Genomic DNA, 20,572 nt, shown 5'->3' on the forward strand with positions numbered 1-20,572 from the left:
CCGACACTCGGGAGCCGTGTCTCCAACGCCTACAATGGACGCATGCATGCCCTTCCGCGCCCATCCGCCGACTATGCGACGCTCGCCAGCGACATCAAGCGCTGGGCGCGCGAGCTGGGCTTCGCCGACGCCGGCATCGCGGGCACCGACCTTGCGGCGGACGAATCGCACCTCAAGCACTGGCTCGCCGAGGGGCACCACGGCGAGATGGACTACATGGCCCGCCACGGCGACAAGCGCAGCCGCCCCGCCGAGCTGGAACCGGGCACCGTGCGCGTGATTACCGTGCGCATGGACTACGTGCCGCCGGGCACGCGCAATGCCTGGCAGGTGCTGGAGGATCCCGGGGCCGGCTACGTGGCGCGCTATGCGCTGGGACGCGACTACCACAAGCTGATGCGCAACCGCCTGCAGCGACTGGCCGAGCGCATCCACGCCCACGTGGGCGACTTCGGCTACCGCGCCTTCGTCGATTCCGCGCCGGTGCTGGAAAAGGCGCTGGCGCGCAACGCTGGCCTGGGTTGGATCGGCAAGCACACCGTGCTGATCAACCGCCATGCCGGCTCGTACTTCTTCCTGGGAGAGCTGTACACCGACCTGCCGCTGCCGGTGGATGCGCCGGCCAGCGCGCATTGCGGCACGTGCCGCCGCTGCATCGACATCTGCCCCACGCAAGCGATCGTGGCGCCGTACCGGCTGGATGCGCGCCGCTGCATCTCCTATCTCACCATCGAGCTGCGCGGCAGCATTCCCGAGGAACTGCGCGCGCCGATGGGCAACCGCATCTTCGGCTGCGACGACTGCCAGCTGATCTGCCCCTGGAACAAGTTCGCGCAGGAGGCCACCGAGCCGGACTTCGCGCCACGCCATCGCCTGGACGGGGCGAAATTGGTGGAACTGTTCGCCTGGAGCGAGCAGGAATTCCTGCAGCGCACCGAAGGCATGGCGATCCGCCGCACCGGCTACGAGGGCTGGCTGCGCAATATCGCGGTGGCGCTGGGCAATGCGCCCGCCTCGCCCGAGGTGCGCCAGGCGCTGCTGGCACGGGCCGATCATCCATCGGCCATCGTGCGCGAGCACGTGGCCTGGGCGCTGGCCAGGCACTCGGCCTAGCCAGCACGCCGGACGCGCTTCAGCGGTTGTGCTTGTCCAGCGTCAGGCGGCGCTCGTGGATGACCTCGAGCAGGGCTTGCGTCGACAGGTCCAGCGGCGATGCCGCGCCGCCTTCCAGCGCGGGCAGGATCTGCCGGGCGATCGACTTGCCCAGTTCCACGCCCCACTGGTCGAACGCGTTGATGCCCCACAGGTGGCCGAGCATGAATACCTTGTGCTCGTACAGCGCGATCAGCGCGCCCAGGCTTTCCGGCGTCAGCGCGTCGAGCAGGATCACCGTGCTCGGGCGATCGCCCGGGAAGGTGCGCTGCGCGGCGAGCGCGCGCCGCGCGGCCTCGTCGCCCTCCTTCGCCTCGGCCAGCGCCTCGTCGAAGGTCTTGCCCAGCGCCAGCGCGGCAGCCTGCGCCAGCAGGTTGGAGAGCAGCGCGTCGTGGTTGCCGCGCAGGTCGTGCGCCGGCTTCACCACGCCGATGAATTCCAGCGGCACCACGTCGGTGCCCTGGTGCAGCGACTGGAAGTAGGCATGCTGCGCATTGGTGCCCACGCTGCCCCACACCACCGCAGAGGTGGACTGCGCCACCGGCTGGCCTTGCGGCGTGGCCTGCTTGCCCAGGCTCTCCATCTCCAGTTGCTGCAGGTAGGAAGTGAGGTCGGTGAGCAGGTCCGCGTACGGCACCACCGCGCGGCTGGCGCGGCCGTGCGCGTTGCGGTTCCACAGCTCCACCAGGCTCAGCAGCACCGGCAGGTTTTCCTGCCAGGGCGCGCTGCGGAAATGGTCGTCCACCAGCGCCGCGCCCTTCAGCAGCGCGTGGAAATGGTAGGAGCCGATGGCCAGCGCCAGCGACAGGCCCACCGCCGACCACAGCGAGAAGCGCCCGCCGACGAAGTCCCACATCGGATAGACCTGCTCGGCCGGCACGCCCCACTGCTCCGCGGCGGCGACGTTCGCGCTCACCGCCAGGAAATGGCGCGACACCTTGGCGGCATCGCCATCGTAGGCGCGGCTGATCCACTCGCGCATGACGTTGCCGTTGAGCAGCGTCTCCTGGGTGGTGAAGGTCTTGGACACCACCACCACCAGGGTGCGCCTGGGATCGAGCTGGTGCATCAGCTCGTAGGCCGACTGGCCGTCCACGTTGGTCAGGAAATGGCTGCGCAGGCCGGGCACGTGGTACGGCGTGAGCGCGCGCACGGCCAGCCGCGGTCCCAGGTCGGAACCGCCGATGCCGATGTTCACCACGTCGGTGATGCCCGGCGCGACGCCGAAGGCCGAGGCGTCGCCCAGGCCGACGGCATGCACCAGCGCATCGATGCGCTGCAAGGTGGCGCGGATTTCGTCGAGCGCCTCGCGGGGCGCGGGCGACGGCAACTGCGAACCGCTGGCGCGCAGCGCGGTATGCAGCACGGCGCGTCCTTCGGAGGTATTGATGGGCGCGCCGGCGAACATGGCGTCGCGCGCGGCCTGCCAGCCGGTGGATTCCACGTGCGCGCCCAGCGCGTCCAGCGCGGCGGCATCCAGCTTCTGGCGGCTGAGGTCGAGCAGCAGCGGGCCCAGCCGGTGGCGCAGGCGCTGGCCGCGCGCGGCGTCCTTCAGCAATTGGCGCAGGTGGGTGCCTGCAAGACGATCGACGTGCTCTGCCAGGAAGGACGAACGGCGCTCGGACGACATGGGGGCTCGGTCTCGGCGGATGGGGACGCCGATCTTACGCAGCATCCGGCGCTTCGCGCCAGCGGCCCATCCGCCGCGGCCCCGCCCGCGAAGCGGGGAAGGCGTCAGGCCGCGGCCATCTGCTTGGGAATGGAGCGGTTGGTGTGCGAGATGCGGTTGTTCGCGTCCACGTAGACCAGGGTCGGCTGGAACTGCGCGACCTCGGCCTCGGCCAGTTGCGCGAACGCGGCGATGATGATCAGGTCGCCCGGCTGCGCGCGATGGGCGGCGCTGCCGTTGACCGAGATGATGCCCGAGCCTTCCTCGGCGCGCAGCGCGTAGGTGACGAAACGCTTGCCGTTGTTGATGTTCCAGGCATGGATCTGCTCGTACTCGCGGATGCCCGAGGCATCGAGCAACAGCCCATCGATCGCGATGGAGCCTTCGTAGTGGAGCTCGGCGTGAGTCACCGTGGCGCGGTGGATCTTGGCCTTGAGCATGTTCAGGTTCATGACATCGTTTCCGGCAGGAACAGCCTGCATAGCCAACCATTATCCGGCCGGGCAACGTCGCACCGCAACATGACCCGGCCGGTCAGCCCCTACATGGGGCCGTTCAGTCGAACGGCAAGTTGTCGATCAGGCGGGTGCGGCCCAGGCGGGCGGCGACCAGCGCCACCAGGCCCTCGCGCTCGCCCTCGGCAGGCTCGGCCAGGTCCTCGGCGCGCCGGATCACCGCGTAATCGACGTCGAAACCGGCGCGGGCCAGCTTGGAGGCAGCCGCCTGCTCCACCACCGGAATGGCGTGTCCCTTGCCGACCAGCTCATGCATCTGCTGCAGGACGGCCTGGACCTGCGGCGCCAGCGCGCGCTCCTCGGGCGTGAGGTACTGGTTGCGCGAACTGAGCGCCAGCCCGTCCTCCGCGCGCTGGGTGGGCGCGGCCATGATCTTCACTGGCAGCGACAGGTCGCGCACCATGCGCTCGATCACCTTCAGCTGCTGGAAATCCTTCTGGCCGAACACGGCAAGGTCCGGCTGCACCAGGTTGAACAGCTTGCACACCACCGTGGCCACGCCGTCGAAGTGGCCGGGGCGGTGCGCCCCCTCCAGCGTCTCGGTGAGCTGCGGCACGTGGATGCTCACGCTATGGGCGGCGCCGAACGGATAGATCGTGGCCACTTCCGGCGCGAACAGCAGGTCGCAGCCCTGCTCGGCCAGTCCCACCTGGTCCTGCGCGAGGGTGCGCGGGTAGCGTTCGAAATCCTCGTTGGGGCCGAACTGCGTGGGGTTCACGAACACGCTCGCCACCACCCGGTCCGCCCGGGCCCGGGCCAGCTTGATAAGGGAATGATGGCCGGCGTGCAGGTTGCCCATGGTGGGCACGAAGCCCACGGTCTGGCCCTGGCCGCGCCAGCCGCGGATCACGGCGCGTAGCGCCGCGGCGTCTTGCACTGTCTGCATGGATGCTTTGCTCTAGGGGAATGCTTGGACGTCAGTCGAAGCCGTGTTCCGGGGCCGGGAAGGCGCCACTGCGCACCTCCTCGGCGTAGGCCGCGATCGCCGCGGCCACAGAATCGCGTCCTGCGAGGAAATCCTTGCTGAACTTCGGGCGCTTGCCCGGGGTGATGCCCAGCATGTCGTGGATCACCAGCACCTGGCCATCGCAATGCGGGCCGGCGCCGATGCCGATGGTCGGGATGGAGACCGCGCGCGTGATGCGCTCGCCCAGCGTGGAGGGAATGCCCTCCAGCACCAGCAACGAGGCGCCCGCCGCCTCCACCGCCTGGGCCTGCGCCACCAGCGCGTCGGCCGCTTCCTGCGCGCGCCCCTGGATGCGGAAGCCGCCGAACTTGTGCACCGACTGGGGCGTGAGGCCCAGGTGGGAGCACACCGGGATCACCCGCTCGGTCAGCGCCGAGATCGCCTCGAGGATGTGCGGCGAGGCGCCTTCGATCTTCACCATCGCCGCGCCGCCCTCGCCCACCAGGCGGGCGCCGGCTTCCAGCGCGTGCGGTACGTCGCGGTCGGCCATGAACGGCAGGTCGGCCACCAGCAGCGTGGCGTGCAGGCCGCGCGCCACCATGCCGGTGTGGTAGACCATCTGGTCCAGCGTCACCGACAGGGTACTGGCATGCCCCTGCACCACCATGCCCAGCGAGTCGCCCACCAGCGCCACGTCCACGCCGGCCATTTCCAGCTGCGCCGCGAAGCTGGCGTCGTAGGCGGTCAGCATGACGATGCGACGGCCTTCCGCCTTCATCGCACGCAAGGACGGCACGGTGACCGGCTTGCGCGTGGGCGCATTCGCTTTCTGCACGTACACGGCGTATCCCTGGAAAGGAAACAGACGACGATTATCCCGCGTCAGGCGCGGCGCACTCAAGGCAGGCGTTCGAGGCCTGCCGTATCCAACGCCGCCAGCAACTCCGCCACGCGGCCCTGGCCAGGCAGTTCCAGGCCCGGCGCCAGGTCGTTCAGCGGCAGCAGCACGAAGGCGCGCTCATGGATGCGCGGGTGCGGCAGGGTCAGGCGCTCGTCCGCCTGTTCCACGCCGTCCATGTGCAGCACATCCAGGTCCAGCGTGCGCGGCCCCCAGCGCTCGCCGTCGCGCACGCGGCCGGCGGCGCGTTCGATCACCAGCAGCGCATCCAGCAGTTCCTGGGGCGCCAGCACCGTATCGACGTGAGCCACCGCGTTGACGAACGGCGGCTGCTCCAGCACGCCCCACGGTGGCGTCAGGTAGAGCGGTGACCGCGCCAGCACGCGCACGCCCGGCAACCTCGCCAAGGCGTCCAGTGCACCGAGCACATGGCCGCGCGCATCGCCCAGGTTGCTGCCCAGCGCGATATAGGCACCGGTCACGCCGGATCCGCTTTGCTGCCCGGCTTGCCGGCCGGACGGCGGCGACGGCGCTTGCGCGGCTTGGCCTCCGGCACGTCCGCGGAGGCCGCCACGGGCGCGCCGGACAAGGCCGCCGCCAAGGTTTCGTGCGGCAACTGCTGCGCGTGCGCCCACCATTCGCCGAGCTGGCGTATCGACGGCGACTCCGGCGCGCGCAGCAGCAGGAAGTCGAAGGCGGCGCGGAAGCGCGGATGCGCCATCAGGCGAAACACGCGCTTGCGCTGCACCTGCTCGAAACGGGGCTGCAGCGCCCAGATCTCTTCCATGGTGAGGGTGAAGCGGCGCGGGATCGCCACGCGCTGGCACTGTTCGCCGACCACGCGGGTGGCGGCGCGCTCCCAGGCAATGCCGGGCTCCGTGCCCTTGGTGATCCAGGTGTGCGCCAGGTCGCGCACCTCGCCCCACAGCAGCACGGCGAACAGGAACGCCGGCGTCACCGACTTGCCCTCGCTCACGCGCGCATCGGTGTTGGCCAGGCCCTGCTCGACCAGGGCGCGCAGGGCCTGGTCGCCACGCATAAGCGCACGCGCCGTGGCCGGGAACATGTACCGCAGCAGGCCGGTCTGCTCGAGCAGGTGGAAGCTCTTGAGGCCATGGCCGGCCAGGAACAGCTTGAGCGATTCGTCGAACAGGCGCGCCGGCGCGGCATCGGCCAGCAGCGGGCCCAGCTCGTCGAACGGCGCGGCGGCGGCCGCGTCGATGCGGAAATTGAGCTTGGCCGCCAGGCGCACCGCGCGCAGCATGCGCACCGGGTCCTCGCGGTAGCGCGTGGCCGGGTCGCCGATCAGGTGCAGCACGCGGCCCTCCACGTCCTGCATCCCGCCGACGTAGTCGCGCACCGAGAAGTCGCTGATGTCGTAGTAGAGCGCGTTGACGCGGAAGTCGCGGCGCAGCGCGTCCTCCTCGATGGTGCCCCACACGTTGTCGCGCACGATGCGGCCGTCCACGATGTGGCGGTCGCCCTCGCCTTCCTCCTCGCCGGTGCCGCGGAAGGTGGCCACCTCGATGATCTCCGGCCCGTACACCACGTGGGCGAGGCGGAAGCGGCGTCCGATCAGGCGTGAATTGCGGAACAGCTTCTTGACCTCTTCCGGCGTGGCGCTGGTGGCCACGTCGAAGTCCTTGGGATGTCCGCCCAGCAGGAGATCGCGCACGGCGCCCCCCACCAGATAGGCCTGGTAGCCGGCCTCGTTCAGGCGATACAGCACGCGCAGTGCCGCCTTGCTGATGTTCTTGCGCGAAATCACGTGCTGCTCGCGCGGAATGATGCGCAGTGCAGGCGTGGTGTTGGTCCTTGCGTCGTGACTCAAGCGGTTGGGATCCTTGCGGGCGCGCAGCGCCGTATCAAAGCGACCAGTCGCGGCGCCAGGCGCCGCTCTACCCTGCCCGCCGCGGCCGTGCGGGCCGCGTCGCCCCGGGGCGAAAATCCGCCCACGGGGCATTGCCGGGCGAAGCAATTCCGTTATACTAGCGCGCTCCGGTGCATTTCGCTCCCTTCGTCTAGTGGCCCAGGACACCGCCCTCTCAAGGCGGGAACACGAGTTCGAACCTCGTAGGGAGCGCCACTTCGGCCTGGCACGGGCCGCGTCCACCCAGCACAGGCACGTGACAGCATGACTTTTGTCGTCACCGACAACTGCATCAAGTGCAAGTACACCGATTGCGTCGAGGTCTGTCCCGTCGACGCCTTCCACGAAGGCCCCAACTTCCTGGTGATCGATCCGGACGAGTGCATCGACTGCACCCTGTGCGAGCCGGAATGCCCGATCAACGCCATCTACCCCGAGGACGACGTGCCCGCCGGGCAGGAATCGTTCGTGGCGCTGAATGCCGAGCTGGCCAAGAGCTGGCCGGTCATCACCGAGCGCAAGGATGCCCTGGCCGACGCCAAGGCCTGGGAAAACAAGCCCAACAAGATCGACCAGCTGGAACGCTGAACGGACGCACGCCGTTTTCCAGGCATCCCCGGCATCGCCATCAAACGAAAACGCCGCCCGAGGGCGGCGTTTTGCGTTGGCGCGCCGGCGCGCTCAGCTGCCGCCGAGCCGTCCCTTGAGGGTATCGATGACCTTGGCCACCGCCGCGGCATCGCCCTGGGCGCGCACTTCGCTGGCCTTGGCGCCGCTGTTGCCGACGGCGAGCTGCACCTGGTGCGGCGCCGCGCCCGGCGCGTCCTCGCTCTTGCGCGACTTGCCGTTGAACATGCTGCTGAAGAAGCCCTTCTTCTCAGTCGGCTGGTCCGAGGCAACCACGCTCAGCGTATAGGTGTGCGCATCGTCGTCGTGCGCGAGCACCTGGCCGATGTCGCCGTTCTCCAGGGCCTGGCCCACGCGGCGATAGGTGTTGTCCACGCTGTCGTTGAGCACGAAGCCGTCGGCGATCACGCCGCCGCCCTTGCCGAAGCGCGAGGTGGCACCGCTGGAGGTGGGGTTGTTGGCGCCCGGTTCCGGGATCACCAGCGCGGCGCTGGTGGACGGCGTATCCAGGCCCGGCGGGATTTCCAGCGGCGATTCCTGTTTGGCGTTTTCCCAGGCTTTCTGCGAACGGAACATGCCGCAGCCCGAGAGCAACAAGGCGGACAAGGCCAGCACCGGCAGGGCTGCGACGAGCGGGGATTTCTTCATGTAAGCAGATTCCGTAGGAGTATCAATGGCCTGAAAATTCAGGCCGCATGCGTCAAGGATGCCAGAGCCGCCAGCGCTTCGCGAAGCCGCGTGCGATCCGGGCCATCCTCCAATTCAACCAGGGGCAGGCGTGGCGCGGCCAGCCCCAGATCCAGCGGCGGCAGGCCCGCCTTGACCGCGATCGGGTTCGGCGCGCAGTTGAGCGCCTCCACCAGCGGCGCCAGCACCGCATCGCAGCGCTGCGCCTCCAGCCGGTCGCCGGCCGTGGCCGCGTCGCACAACATGCGGAACGCGCGAGGCGCCAGGTTGGCCACCACCGAGATCGTGCCGGCGCCCCCTGCCAGCATCGCCTTGCAGGCCGTGCCATCGTCGCCGGACAGATAGACGAAATCCGGGCGCGCAAGTTCCGCGCAGGCACGAATGCGCTCGTCAGCGCCCACGGCCTCCTTGATGCCGACGATGGCCGGGTGGTCGCGCAGCTGCGCCACCGTCGCGGGCAACAGGTCGCAGGCGGTGCGGGTGGGCACGTTGTACAGCAGCACCGGCAGGCCGCCGTGCTCGGCCACTTCCAGGAAGTGGCGGCGCAGCCCTTCCTGGGTGGGCCGCACGTAGTAGGGCGCCACCACCAGCGCCGCGTCGGCGCCCAACGCCTTGGCGCGTCGGGTCAGCGCCACGGTCTTGGCGGTGCCGGCCTCGCCGGTGCCGGCGAGCACCGGCACGCGGCCGGCAACACGCTCCACGGCGAAGGCCAGCAGGCGATCGAACTCGTCGTGCTCGAGCATGTGCGCCTCGCCGGTGGAGCCGGCAACGACCACGCCTTCCGTGCCTCCCGCGAGCTGGTAATCGAGCAGGCGCCCGAAAGCCGCCAGATCGAGCGCGCCATCCGCCGTGAACGGCGTTACCAGCGCGCAGATGCTTCCGCGAATGTCCAAGACCCACTCCGCCCAAAATCCAAGCCCTGCATATTACTTGCGGCTTTGCGGGGGCGACAAGTAAGCTCGACCGATCGTCCTCACCCCGTCTGGCGGCGGGGTCGCCACAGGTGACGCTCCTTGAACCGTTCTTCCGCGCGCGCCGGCAGTGACCACCAGTTGCTGATCCAGACGCTGACTCCCTCCCCCCGCACCCCACTGCTGACGCTGGCCAAGCGGATCGCCGAGGCCGGCTGCAACCTGACCGACGCCCGGGTGGCCACCATCGGCCCGGACACCTCGCTGACCCTGCTCGCCACCGGCGCCTGGGACGCGGTGGCCAAGCTGGAATCGGCGCTGGTCAAGCTGGCGCGCGACGAGGACCTGCGGCTGGTGCACTACCGCACCTCGCCGCGCGAGCACCATTCGCACCTGCTGCCCTACCTGGTCGAGGTGATCTCGGCCGACCGGCCCGGCATCCTGGTGAAGATCATCGACTTCTTCGACCGCCGCGACATCGTGATCGAGCAGATGAGCTCGCTGCGCTACCAGGCGATGCAGACCGGCGCGGACATGTTCCAGGCGCAGATCACCATCGGCATTCCGTCGGCGACGCATATCGCCGCGCTGCGCGACGATTTCCTGGAATTCTGCGATGGCCTCAACCTGGACGCCATCATGGACCCGGTGAAGTTCTGAGCGATCCGGCGGCGGGCTGGAAAACCCTTTTTTTCGCCGTCGCATGCGGGTATTCGAGGATGCCCCCTTGCGCCCTTGCGCGCAAGGGCTGTCATTCGTCGGCGCAAGCGCTAGTCTCTGTCCCCGGGCAGCACCGGAGGGCCAGGCATGCGGCAGGCGAATCGAGCGGCAACGATCGCTGGACGCACGTCTTTCGGCCCCATGCCGCATCCCGCAGCCCCCTTTCCCCCGACGACCTGTCCACAGCCGAAGCCCGCCATGGCTTCGCAGGAGAACCCATGCCCGAAGTCGGCAAGAAAGCCCCCAAGCTCAAAGGCGCCACTGGCGACGGCGGCGAACTGACCCTCGACAGCCTGCGGGGCCAATGGGTGGTGGTGTACTTCTACCCGAAGGACAGCACGCCCGGTTGCACCAACGAAGCGAAGGACTTCCGCGACCTCTATCCCGCCTTCAGGAAGCGCCATGCGCAGATCGTCGGCGTCTCGCGCGACTCGGTGAAATCCCACGCCAATTTCGCCGCCAGGCAGGAGCTGCCGTTCCCGCTGGTGTCCGATCCCGAGGAAACCTGGTGCCAGGCCTTCGACGTGATTCACGAGAAGGTGCTGTATGGAAAACGTCACATGGGTATCGTACGAAGTACCTTCCTGATCGACCCCGAGGGCAAGCTGGTGCAGGAATGGCGCAACGTGAAGGTTCCCGGACACGCCCAGGCCGTGCTCGACGCCATTCCCGCCAAGTGACCCTCGATCGCCCGCCCCGCCACGTCCCCAGCCATCCCCAAGGATGGCCGCGCGGCGCGGCGCCCGCCTGCCCGGCCGCGTCGGCCGGCTTCCCGTGGCTCGCCACGGCTTACCCACCTCGCCCTCTTGAGGAGGTTTCTTCCGTATGACCGGAAGCAAGCGCATCTACGTTCTCGACACCAATGTGCTGTTGCACGACCCGACCTCGCTGTTCCGCTTCGAGGAGCACGACGTATTCATTCCCATGACGGTGCTGGAGGAACTGGACGAAAAGAAGAAAGGCGCGTCCGAAGTCTCGCGCAACGGTCGCCAGGTCAGCCGCTTCCTCAACGAGCTGATCGAGCACGGCAACGGCCACGGCATCAGCAACGGGCTGGAACTGGTCAGCCCGCAGGGCGTCAACCTCCGGCGCGGCGTCGCGGTGGGGCGACTGTATTTCCAGCAGCGCACCACCAACGGGCATGGCAAGGCGGACAACCAGATCCTGTCCTCGGTGATCGAACTGCGCGACCAGAACCCCGACCGTGCGGTGGTGCTGGTCAGCAAGGACATCAACCTGCGCATCAAGGCCAAGATCTACGGCATCCATGCGGAGGATTACGAGAACGACCGCGCGCTGGACGACTTCGCGCTGCTCTACACCGGCTCCACCTCCCTGCCCGACGATTTCTGGGATCGTCACCCCGAAGTGCAGTCGTGGAACGAACGCGGCCGCACCTACTACAAGCTCGACCGCCGCGAGGACGAGGACTGGCACCCCAACCAGTGCCTGTACCTGCCCGGCGACAACAGCGTGGAACTGCGCGTGCTGCACGTGGACGACACACGGGCGACGCTGGTGCTGCTGGACGACCACAGCCACGCCAACCACAGCGTGTGGGGCATCGCCGCGCGCAACCGCGAGCAGAACTTCGCGCTCAACGTGCTCATGGACCCGGACGTGGACTTCGTCACCCTGCTCGGCACCGCCGGCACCGGCAAGACCCTGCTGGCGCTGGCCGCCGGCCTGGCGCAGGTGATGGACCAGCAGCGCTACCGCGAGATCATCATGACCCGCGCCACGGTGTCCGTCGGCGAGGACATCGGCTTCCTGCCCGGCACCGAGGAAGAGAAGATGACGCCGTGGATGGGCGCGCTCACCGACAACCTCGAAGTGCTCGCCAACCCCGAGGAAGGCGGCAGCTGGGGGCGCCAGGCCACCAACGACCTGCTCGCCTCGCGCATCAAGATCCGCTCGCTCAACTTCATGCGCGGGCGCACCTTCCTCTCACGCTACCTGATCATCGACGAGGCGCAGAACCTGACGCCCAAGCAGATGAAGACGCTGATCACCCGCGCGGGCCCCGGCACCAAGATCGTCTGCCTGGGCAACGTGGAGCAGATCGATACGCCGTACCTTACGGAAACGACCTCGGGCCTGACCTACGCGGTGGACCGCTTCAAGCACTGGGAGCATTCGGCGCATATCACCCTGCGGCGCGGCGAGCGCTCGCGGCTGGCGGATTTCGCGTCGGAGGCGTTGTAGTCGCCCAGTGAAGGCCGGCGTCCAGCCGTCCACCGAGGACGCTGGATGCCGGCCTGCGCCGGCATGACGAGCAAAAGCGCCACGCTCTTGGCCGGCATCCAGGGCGATAATGGCCGGCATTGCGACCGGCGTACTCAATCATGCCTTCCCTGCCCCCTCCCATCGCCCTCACCATCGCCGGCTCCGATTCCGGCGGCGGCGCGGGCATCCAGGCCGACCTGAAGACCTTCCATGCCCGTGGCGTGCACGGCCTGTCGGTCATCGCGGCGATTACTTCGCAGAACACCCGCGGCGTGAGCGCGGTGCACACCGTGCCGCTCAGGCACATCCGCAGCCAGCTCGATGCGGTGTTCGGCGACTTCCCCATCGGCGCGGTCAAGACCGGCATGCTGGGAAGCGCCGCGGTCGTTCGCCTGGTGGCCCGGGCGATGCGCGCCCGCCAACCCGCCTGGCTGGTGGTCGATCCGGTGATGATCGCCACCAGCGGCGCCCGCCTGCTCGACAAGGACGCGGTGCGGGCCATGGTCGAGGAGCTGATCCCGCTGGCCGACGTGCTCACCCCCAACCTGCCGGAGGCCGAGGCCCTGCTCGGCCGCAAGCTGCGCCTGCCGCGGGAGGTCGACCGGGCCGGCGAGGACCTGCTCGGGCTCGGCGCCGGCGCGGTGCTGCTGAAGGGCGGCCACTCCAGCGAGCGCGACGTGGTGGACCGCCTCTACGACGCCCGCGGCGTGATGGAGCTGCGCCATCCGCGCCTGCGCATCGAGGGCCATGGCACCGGTTGCACGCTGGCCTCCGCCGTCGCCGCCGAGCTGGCCAAGGGCCGCGCGCCACGCGCCGCTGTGCGCAGCGCGGTGGCCTACGTGCAGCGCGCCCTGCGGCGCGGCTACCGCCCGGGGGGTGGCCCCGTCCACGTACTCGGCCACTGAACCCGGCTGTCCACCGGATCGGTCAAGGATCCGCGACGGCCAGGGAGTAGAATGGCGGCTTCCGCTCCTGGCCGCGTTTCCAGTCCATGATCCTCGCCCCGCGCCTCGTCCTGCTGATACTGCTGCTGCTGTTTGCGTTCTGCGTGCTGCTGGTGCATCTGCGCGGGCGCGCCAAGCTGCGCTTCGACCGCCAGCTGGTGGACCATTCGGCGGTGTTCGCGCCGTACAACCTGCTGATGTACGCGTTCTCCGCGGTACCGGCCCGTCCCATCCTGGACCGCCGGGGCTTCCCGCAGCTGGACCTGCTGCAGGCGAACTGGCAGGCCATCCGCGAGGAGGCGCTGCACCTGTTCGACGAGGGCTATATCCGCGCGGCGGGAAAGAACAACGACGCCAGCTTCAACAGTTTCTTCAAGCAGGGCTGGAAGCGCTTCTACCTGAAGTGGTACGGCGAGCCGCTCGCCTCCGCCGAAACGCTGTGCCCCAGGACGGTGGCCCTGCTCAACGCCATCCCCAGCGTGAAGGCGGCGATGTTCGCCCTGCTGCCGCCAGGCAGCAAGCTCAACCCCCACCGCGACCCGTTCGCGGGCTCCCTGCGCTACCACCTTGGCCTGATCACACCCAACTCCGAGGACTGCCGCATCATCGTCGACGGCGAGGTGCACAGCTGGGGCGACGGCAAGGACGTGGTGTTCGACGAGACCTACGTGCACTGGGCCGAGAACCGCACCGACCAGACCCGCGTGATCCTGTTCGCCGACGTGGAGCGCCCGCTGCGCTCGCGCGCGATGAACGCGATCAACCGCCGCGTGGGCGCCTTCATGGGCAAGATCACCGCCTCGCCCAACACCGAGTCGCCGGAGGAGAAGACCGGTTTCGTCAACCGCGCCTTCGCCCTCAACCAGCGCAACCGCGAGCGCAGCCGCGCCTTCAAGAAAAAGCATCCCAGGCTGTTCCGCGCGGTGAAGTACGTGGGCATGCTGGTGCTTATCTGGATCATCTTCCTGGCGCCCTGGCCCTTCTTCCGCTGACCGGTCACGCGCCACCCGGCCCGTGCGTCCTTGAACCGTATCCCGCCGGAGATGAGTCATGGACCACGCCACCGCCCTGTTCCAGCAGCACCGGCCGCGCCTGTACGGGCTGGCCTACCGCATGCTCGGCACGCCGGCCGACGCCGAGGACGTGCTGCACGACGCCTGGCTGCGCTGGCACCAGCAGGATCCGGCCACGCTGGATGACGCCGAGGCCTGGCTGGTCACGGTCACCACGCGCCTGGCGCTGGACCGCCTGCGCCGCGCCAAGGCCGAGCGAGAACGCTACACCGGCCCCTGGCTGCCCGAGCCCCTGGTGGCCGAGGAAGCGTTGCCGGAGCTGATGCTCGAGCGCAGCGAGAGCCTGAGCCTGTCCTTCCTCGCCCTGCTGGAGCGCCTCAGCCCGGAAGAGCGGGCAGCCTTCCTGCTCACCCAGGTGTTCGACTACAGCCACGCCGAGGCGGCGGCGACGCTGCAGATCAGCGAGGAAGCCAGCCGCCAGCGCACCCACCGGGCTCGCCAGCGACTGCGCGAGGGCCGTCCCCGCTTCACCCATGCGCCCGAGGCGCAGCAGCGCCTGCTGGAGAAGTTCCGCGACGCGCTGGAGCATCCCGACCTTGGCAATCTCCAGGCGCTGTTCGCCGAGGACGTCTCCCATGACGCCGATGGCGGCGGACTGGCCACCGCGACCTTGCACCCGCTGCATGGTGCCGAGCGCATCGCCCGCCTGTACGTCCAGATCGCCCTGCGCGGCCGCGAAGCCGGCGCGGTGCATCGCCTGCACTGGGTCAACGGCGCGCCCGCCCTGCTGACCTGGATCGATGCCGAGCTGGTCACCGTGCTGTGGATCGAGACCGACGGCGAGCGGATCACCGCCGTGCACGCCCTGCGGCACCCGGGCAAGCTGGCCCGGCTGAAAGCCGTCACGAACGGGCCGGGCAATACGTCCTTGTCATGAACGGCCACTCCGGCCGCATACCAAGGAGTCCCCCCATGTCCAAGCGTCTTTCGGTTTCCAAGTATCCGCAGGTGATGAAGTCCATGATGGACTTCTCCGCCGCCGTCCACGGCAACACCCTCGAACGCCCGCTGGTCGAACTGGTGCTGCTGCGCGTCTCGCAGATCAACGGCTGCGCCTACTGCCTCGACATGCACAGCAAGGATGCCCGCGCCGCTGGCGAGACCGAGCAGCGGCTCTACCTGCTGCAGGCGTGGCGCGAAGCGCCGTTCTACACCGAGCGCGAGCAGGCCGCGCTGGCCTGGGCCGAGGCCGTCACCCAGTTTGGCGGGCATGGCGTGCCCGATGAGGTCTATGCGCGCGCGATGGCTTCCTTCAGCGAGGAGGAACTGGTCAAGCTCAATCTGCTGGTGGTGCTGATCAACGGCTGGAACCGCGTCGCCATCCCGTTCCAGCTGGAACCGGGCCACTACAAGCCGGCCACCCGGCACGCCGCCTGAACCCACCGGCCCGTGGGTGGCGTCGCCATCCACGGGCTGCCGTGCCGGTCAGGTGTTGCTCGTGCGGAGGCGCAGGTACAGGCGACGGGGCACGTCCTTCAGCATCAGCGCCGGCTTCTCGATCGCATGCCAGGACACCACCGCCAGGAGCAGGGCCAGCGGCCAGGCCAGCAGCGCATTGCAGGCCAGCGCCCAGCCGGTGGCATGCGCGGCGACGGCCTGCTGCACCGGAAAGCCCCACAGGTAGAGGCCATACGAGTAGTCGCCCAGGCGGTTGAAGCCGCGCCACGGCGTGGCATAGGCGAACGCGAAGACGAAAGCGGTCAGCGCGAGGCCGAAGGCGAACGGATACAGCGCCGTGTGGCGCAAGGCCCAGGCCAACGCGCCGCCGACGGCCACCCACGCCCAGCCGAAGCGCAGCCATGACCGGTTGACGAAGCAGAATACGCCGGCGGCGAAATAGCCCGCCAGCCGCACGAAGGTATCCAGCGGCACCAGCGGCAGGCGGCCGGGCGCCGCCAGTCCCCAGGCGAACAGCAGCGCCAGCACGGCATTGCACCAGCGCGGCCGCGCCAGGATGCCCAGCGCGCCCAGCACCGCCACCCACAGGTACATGCGTATTTCGGCGGGCAGCGTCCAGATCGACCCGTTGACGATGCCGGCCAAGGGGTTGGTGGCGAACACGCCCGGCAGGTGCCAGGCCAGGCCCTTGCCCAGTTCCAGGTTCTTGTTCACGTAGTGGAACACCCCAGGGTCGGCCAGGTAGGCCTTGGGCGGCAGCGACGTGAACAATGGCCCCAGCGCCAGGGCGCAGGCCAGCAGGCAGGCCAGGTAGGCGGGATAGATGCGCAGCACGCGCGCCCACAGGAAGTCCGGCAGGTGGCGGCGGCGCAGGTAGCTGCCGGCGATCATGTAGCCGCTGGTGACGAAGAACACGTCCACCGCGATGTCGCCGGAATAGGTGCCCCAGCCCAGCCAGGCGAACAGGTCCGGCCACGCCAGCCCGCCGCTGATGGACGGGCCGTGGCCGTAGATGACCAGGCTGGCGGCCAGGAAGCGCAGGAGCAGGAAGTTGTCCTGCCGGGCGTCCAGGGCGTCGGCCAGCGTCCTTGTGCGAAACACTTCAGCCTCCTGCCCGACGCCCCGGTGGTCCGACAGTCCGGCGGCATGGCGCCGCCGGACCGCCACAGCCTCTGGCGAGGCGATATCAGGCCCTGACGCGCTTGACCAGGGCGTCGCCGAAGCTGGCCGTGGTGCCCTTGCCGCCGAGGTCCGGGGTCACGCTGTCGCGGTCGTGGGTCAGCGTCTCGCGGATGGCGTCGCGGATACGCGTGCCCTTCGCCACCATGCCCAGGTGGTCGAGCATGTCGGCCGCGGCCAGCAGCAGCGCGCACGGGTTGGCGATGCCCTTGCCGGCGATGTCCGGCGCCGAGCCGTGCACGGCCTCGAAGATGGCCGCCTCGGTGCCGATGTTGTCGCCCGGGGCCAGGCCCAGGCCGCCCACCAGGCCGGCGCACAGGTCCGAGAGGATGTCGCCGAACAGGTTGGTGGTGACGATCACGTCGAACTGCTCGGGCTTCATCACCAGCTGCATGCAGGCGTTGTCCACGATCATCTCGTTGAACTCGATCTGCGGGTATTCCTTGGCGATCTCGCGCGCCACGTTGAGGAACAGGCCCGAGGCGGTCTTGATGATGTTGGCCTTGTGCACCGCGGTAACCTTCTTGCGGCCCTTCTTCACGGCCAGTTCGAAGGCGTAGCGCACGATGCGGCTGGAGCCCTTGCGGGTGTTGCGGATCATCGAGATGGCCGTTTCGCCGTCCTCGGACACCGACTGGCCCTCGGACAGGTACGCGCCCTCGGTGTTCTCGCGCACGGTGATGATGTCGATGTTCTCGAAGCGCGCCTTGGTGCCCGGGAAGCTGATCGCCGGACGCACGTTGGCGTACAGGTCGAAGTGGCGGCGCAGGGTCACGTTGATCGAGGTGAAGCCGCCGCCCACCGGGGTGGTCAGCGGGCCCTTCAGGGCCACCTTGTGCCTGGCGATGGCGTCCAGCGTCGGCTGCGGCAGCAAGTCGCCGCTCTTCTCCAGCGCGACCATGCCGGCATCGACGAACTCGTAGGACAGACCGCAGTCCAGCGCATCGAGCACGCGCAGCGTGGCGTTCATGATCTCGGGGCCGATACCGTCGCCCGGAATCACGGCAATGGTCTTGCTCATGGGGACACTCCTTGGGATAAGAATCGCGTGGCCCCGCCAAGGGGAAGACGGGGCCATAAATCCCTTTGATTATCCCCCATGCCGCCCTACGCGGCCAGAGCGGATGCCGCGCAAGCCGTTGCATATCCTCGCATGCAGCATTGAATAAACTCGCATGCGTCAAGGCGGCGGCAAGGAGCGGCCGGTCAGGCGTGGCTGGCGCAGTCGGCGGCGGGCGGGCCCGCCTCGCCGGACTCCAGTTGGTCGAGGAAATCCACCGCGCGGCGCAGGTGCGGGATCACGATGGAACCGCCCACCACCAGGCCCACGCTGAAGGTCTCGAAGAATTCCTCGCGGGTGACGCCCGCGTCCTTGCATTGGGCGATGTGGTAGCTGATGCAATCGTCGCAGCGCAGCACCATCGAGGCGACCAGGCCCAGCAGCTCCTTGGTCTTCACGTCCAGCGCGCCGGGCTTGTAGGTTTGCGTGTCCAGCGCGAAGAAGCGCCGAACCACCTGGTTGTCCTCGGCCAGGATGCGCTCGTTCATGCGCTGGCGGAACGCGGTGAACTCGGCCACGCGGTCCTTGCCGGCCTGCTCGTCGGTGGGCTTGCTCATGCCGCGTTCCCCAGCAGCTCGGCCAGCTTGCCGCTGCGGTCGGCGGCCACCAGGTCGTCGAAACCGCCCACGTGCTGGTCGTTGATGAAGATCTGCGGCACCGTGCGGCGGCCGCCGCTGCGCGCCAGCATGGCCTCGCGCTGCGCGGGATCGGTATCGATGCGCACCTCGCTCCACTCCAGCCCCTTGGACTTGAGCAGGTTCTTGGCGGACACGCAGTAGGGGCACACCGCGGTGGAATAGACCTCGATCTTGGGCACGACGGACTCCGGAACTGACGAAAAGTACGGCTTGTCCAAGATGGGGTTGCCCCCTGCCCCGGACAAGCGGGACATTGCTGAACCGACACGATAAATGTCGACCACAAATGCTATTGTCGCCGACCTATGCGCATGGCACCACGCCTCCTTCCAAACGCCCTGGAATCGCCCCTCCCGCCGGCCCCGGGAGGCCGGCACCGGCATGCGGATGCTCCCGCCCGGGATAGGCCGATGAACCGGACCCCGCTCGCCCGCCTGGTGGCCGCCCTGCTGTGCGCCAACCTCGCCCTGGGCGCCCAGGCCCAGGACCGCGACGTGCGCCTTCCGGACCTTGGCAGCTCGGCCAACGCGCTGATCTCCCCGCAGGAGGCCCAGGACTACGGCGCGGCCATGCTGCGCCAGATGCGCGCGCTCGACATGGTGGTGGACGACCCCATGCTCGACGACTACATCAACGACCTCGGCTACCGCCTGGTCTCCGGCAGCGAGAAGCCCAAGGAGCATTTCCAGTTCTTCATCGCCAAGGACAACATCATCAACGCGTTCGCCGCGCCGGGCGGCTATATCGCGGTGAACTCGGGCCTGATCGTCATCACCAACAGCGAGAGCGAGCTGGCCGGGGTAATCGCCCATGAAATCGGGCATATCACGCAGAACCACCTGCAGCGCGCCTTCGAGGCCTCCAAGAAGGACACCCCGCTGATGGCGCTGGTGCTGCTTGGCGCGATCGTCGCCGGCGCCGGCGCGGGTGCCGGCGATGCGGCCGGTGCCGTGCTGATGGGCGGCCAGGGCCTGCTGATGCAGCGCCAGATCAACTTCACCCGCAAGGACGAGATCGAGGCCGACCGCGCCGGTATCCAGACCCTGGCCAACGCCGGCTACGACCCCAATGCGATGGCCTCGTTCTTCGGGCGCATGGAAGACACCCTGCGGGTCGGCTCCGGCGGCGACCAGGGCGACGTGCCCGCGCTGCTGCAGGACCACCCGGTCACCATGGACCGCATCAGTGACGCCAAGGCCCGTGCCGGCGCCCTGATCGCCCAGCAGAAGCAGCGTCCCAGCGGCTCCACCCTGGACAAGGCCCAATGGGAAAAGAGCACGGCCCCCATCGCCTACGTGAAGGATCCCACCGCCCTGGCCAGCCGCGACGGCAAGGGCGGCCTGGACATCTACGGCCTGATGCGCGAGCGGGTGCGCGTGCTGTCCGGCGACGCCGGCCAACTGGCCGGCTACTACGCCACCAACCTGCAGAACCAGGCGGGCTTCGACACCCCGGCCAACCGCTATGGCTACGCCCTCGCCCTGGTGCGCAGCAACCGCGGCGCCAAGGCCGTGGACGAGCTGCAGCCTCTGCTGGCTGCCCACCCGGACAACCAAGTCCTGCGCCTGGCCATGGCCGACGCCAAACTGCAGGCCGGGCGGCGCGCCGAGGCCCTGGTCATCTACAGCACACTCAACCAGCAGTCGCCGCGCAACCGGGCCATCGCCATGGGCTATGCCAAGGCGCTCACCGAGGGCGGCAGCCAGGACGACGCCAGGCAGGCCGCCATCATGCTGATGCCCATGCTGGACAACAACGACGAGCCGGAGCTGTACCGCACCTACGCCCGTGCCGCCGACAAGGCCGGGGACAACATCCGGGCGGGCGAAGCCTACGCGGACGCCTCCTATCTGTCGGGCCGGCCCTTCGACGCCATGGAGCAGCTCAAGCGCATGCTGCAACGGCCGGACCTGGACTACTACGCCCGCGCCCGCATCCAGGCCCGCATCAACGACCTCACCCCGCTGGTGATGGAGCTGCGCAAGCGCCGGATCCAGACCGACGACAACCCCGACGGACGCAGCCAGCAACCGCTGCAGAACGGGATCGGCTGCCAGGGACGGCTCTGCTTCGGCGCCGACGGTGGCTCCCGTTGATC

General features: G+C 68.8%; 22 protein-coding genes and 1 tRNA gene. 11 read left to right on the top strand and 12 right to left on the bottom strand.

Annotated features, from left to right (window positions below; genetic code table 11):
* Positions 1-42 precede the first annotated feature (42 nt).
* Positions 43-1,113, top strand: coding sequence for a tRNA epoxyqueuosine(34) reductase QueG (queG, locus tag MJ605_RS10220; RefSeq protein ID WP_243041418.1), 1,071 nt, complete (start codon positions 43-45; stop codon positions 1,111-1,113).
* A 19-nt stretch (positions 1,114-1,132) separates the two neighbouring features.
* On the opposite strand, the gene pgi is transcribed toward queG, so the two are convergent.
* The 6 genes from pgi to pcnB form a co-directional block, all read right to left on the bottom strand.
* On the bottom strand, positions 1,133-2,782 hold the full coding sequence (gene pgi, locus MJ605_RS10225) for a glucose-6-phosphate isomerase (RefSeq protein WP_243041419.1): 1,650 nt from the start codon (positions 2,780-2,782) through the stop codon (positions 1,133-1,135).
* Positions 2,783-2,886: 104 nt separating this feature from the next.
* Positions 2,887-3,273 carry an aspartate 1-decarboxylase gene (panD, locus tag MJ605_RS10230; RefSeq protein ID WP_243041420.1) on the bottom strand — a complete coding sequence of 129 codons (387 nt, stop codon included), beginning with the start codon at positions 3,271-3,273 and terminating at the stop codon, positions 2,887-2,889.
* Positions 3,274-3,376: 103 nt separating this feature from the next.
* Positions 3,377-4,222 (bottom strand): pantoate--beta-alanine ligase, encoded by an 846-nt coding sequence (gene panC / locus MJ605_RS10235; protein WP_243041421.1) that lies wholly within the window; start codon positions 4,220-4,222, stop codon positions 3,377-3,379.
* A 31-nt stretch (positions 4,223-4,253) separates the two neighbouring features.
* Complete coding sequence (gene panB / locus MJ605_RS10240; protein ID WP_243041422.1) at positions 4,254-5,084, bottom strand: 3-methyl-2-oxobutanoate hydroxymethyltransferase; 831 nt, start codon at positions 5,082-5,084, stop codon at positions 4,254-4,256.
* 56 nt (positions 5,085-5,140) lie between these two features.
* Positions 5,141-5,623 (bottom strand): 2-amino-4-hydroxy-6-hydroxymethyldihydropteridine diphosphokinase, encoded by a 483-nt coding sequence (gene folK, locus MJ605_RS10245; protein WP_243041423.1) that lies wholly within the window; start codon positions 5,621-5,623, stop codon positions 5,141-5,143.
* Positions 5,620-6,972 (bottom strand): polynucleotide adenylyltransferase PcnB, encoded by a 1,353-nt coding sequence (gene pcnB, locus MJ605_RS10250; RefSeq protein WP_243041424.1) that lies wholly within the window; start codon positions 6,970-6,972, stop codon positions 5,620-5,622. The genes folK and pcnB overlap by 4 nt, the downstream gene beginning before the upstream one ends.
* Positions 6,973-7,151: 179 nt before the next feature.
* Here pcnB and MJ605_RS10255 point away from each other — a divergent pair.
* Together MJ605_RS10255 and fdxA are read left to right on the top strand one after the other, a co-directional pair.
* Positions 7,152-7,227: transfer RNA gene (locus MJ605_RS10255), tRNA-Glu, on the top strand.
* Positions 7,228-7,275: 48 nt separating this feature from the next.
* Entirely contained in the window at positions 7,276-7,599 is a 324-nt protein-coding gene (gene fdxA, locus MJ605_RS10260) for a ferredoxin FdxA (protein WP_243041425.1), read from the top strand.
* Between the two features lie 93 nt (positions 7,600-7,692).
* Here fdxA and MJ605_RS10265 read toward each other — a convergent pair whose 3' ends face one another.
* Complete coding sequence (locus MJ605_RS10265; RefSeq protein WP_243041426.1) at positions 7,693-8,286, bottom strand: hypothetical protein; 594 nt, start codon at positions 8,284-8,286, stop codon at positions 7,693-7,695.
* A 38-nt stretch (positions 8,287-8,324) separates the two neighbouring features.
* A complete protein-coding gene (dapA, locus tag MJ605_RS10270) occupies positions 8,325-9,218 on the bottom strand; it encodes a 4-hydroxy-tetrahydrodipicolinate synthase (protein ID WP_243041427.1) in 894 nt (297 codons plus the stop codon).
* A gap of 120 nt (positions 9,219-9,338) precedes the next feature.
* On the opposite strand from dapA, the gene MJ605_RS10275 reads away from it, so the two are divergent.
* The 7 genes from MJ605_RS10275 (at position 9,339) to MJ605_RS10305 (ending at position 15,576) form a co-directional block, all read left to right on the top strand.
* Complete coding sequence (locus MJ605_RS10275; RefSeq protein WP_243041428.1) at positions 9,339-9,896, top strand: glycine cleavage system transcriptional repressor; 558 nt, start codon at positions 9,339-9,341, stop codon at positions 9,894-9,896.
* Positions 9,897-10,174: 278 nt separating this feature from the next.
* Complete coding sequence (locus MJ605_RS10280) at positions 10,175-10,636, top strand: peroxiredoxin (RefSeq protein WP_243041429.1); 462 nt, start codon at positions 10,175-10,177, stop codon at positions 10,634-10,636.
* A 145-nt stretch (positions 10,637-10,781) separates the two neighbouring features.
* Positions 10,782-12,161, top strand: coding sequence for a PhoH family protein (locus MJ605_RS10285; RefSeq protein ID WP_243041430.1), 1,380 nt, complete (start codon positions 10,782-10,784; stop codon positions 12,159-12,161).
* A gap of 140 nt (positions 12,162-12,301) precedes the next feature.
* Positions 12,302-13,087, top strand: coding sequence for a bifunctional hydroxymethylpyrimidine kinase/phosphomethylpyrimidine kinase (thiD, locus tag MJ605_RS10290; protein WP_243041431.1), 786 nt, complete (start codon positions 12,302-12,304; stop codon positions 13,085-13,087).
* A gap of 86 nt (positions 13,088-13,173) precedes the next feature.
* Positions 13,174-14,118, top strand: a complete 945-nt coding sequence (locus MJ605_RS10295) for an aspartyl/asparaginyl beta-hydroxylase domain-containing protein (protein WP_243041432.1) — start codon at positions 13,174-13,176, stop codon at positions 14,116-14,118.
* Positions 14,119-14,176: 58 nt separating this feature from the next.
* Positions 14,177-15,076 carry an RNA polymerase sigma factor SigJ gene (gene sigJ / locus MJ605_RS10300; protein ID WP_243041433.1) on the top strand — a complete coding sequence of 300 codons (900 nt, stop codon included), beginning with the start codon at positions 14,177-14,179 and terminating at the stop codon, positions 15,074-15,076.
* Positions 15,077-15,111: 35 nt separating this feature from the next.
* Positions 15,112-15,576: a carboxymuconolactone decarboxylase family protein gene (locus MJ605_RS10305; protein WP_243041434.1), complete on the top strand. Its 465-nt coding sequence runs from the start codon at positions 15,112-15,114 to the stop codon at positions 15,574-15,576.
* A 48-nt stretch (positions 15,577-15,624) separates the two neighbouring features.
* Here the strand turns inward: MJ605_RS10305 and MJ605_RS10310 are convergent, their stop codons facing one another.
* From MJ605_RS10310 to grxC, 4 genes are all read right to left on the bottom strand, one after another.
* The gene (locus tag MJ605_RS10310) at positions 15,625-16,698 is read right to left on the bottom strand and encodes an acyltransferase family protein (RefSeq protein ID WP_243041435.1); all 1,074 of its coding nucleotides are present in this window, start codon (positions 16,696-16,698) and stop codon (positions 15,625-15,627) included.
* An 85-nt stretch (positions 16,699-16,783) separates the two neighbouring features.
* Positions 16,784-17,797: an isocitrate dehydrogenase gene (locus MJ605_RS10315; RefSeq protein WP_243041436.1), complete on the bottom strand. Its 1,014-nt coding sequence runs from the start codon at positions 17,795-17,797 to the stop codon at positions 16,784-16,786.
* 185 nt (positions 17,798-17,982) lie between these two features.
* Complete coding sequence (locus MJ605_RS10320; protein ID WP_243041437.1) at positions 17,983-18,393, bottom strand: carboxymuconolactone decarboxylase family protein; 411 nt, start codon at positions 18,391-18,393, stop codon at positions 17,983-17,985.
* Positions 18,390-18,653 (bottom strand): glutaredoxin 3, encoded by a 264-nt coding sequence (gene grxC, locus MJ605_RS10325; protein WP_243041438.1) that lies wholly within the window; start codon positions 18,651-18,653, stop codon positions 18,390-18,392. The genes MJ605_RS10320 and grxC overlap by 4 nt, the downstream gene beginning before the upstream one ends.
* A 231-nt stretch (positions 18,654-18,884) precedes the next feature.
* Here grxC and MJ605_RS10330 point away from each other — a divergent pair, with 231 nt between their 5' ends.
* Positions 18,885-20,570, top strand: a complete 1,686-nt coding sequence (locus MJ605_RS10330) for a M48 family metalloprotease (protein ID WP_243041439.1) — start codon at positions 18,885-18,887, stop codon at positions 20,568-20,570.
* Positions 20,571-20,572 lie beyond the last annotated feature (2 nt).

Source organism: Dyella sedimenti, assembly GCF_022760995.1.
GTDB lineage: Bacteria > Pseudomonadota > Gammaproteobacteria > Xanthomonadales > Rhodanobacteraceae > Dyella > Dyella sedimenti.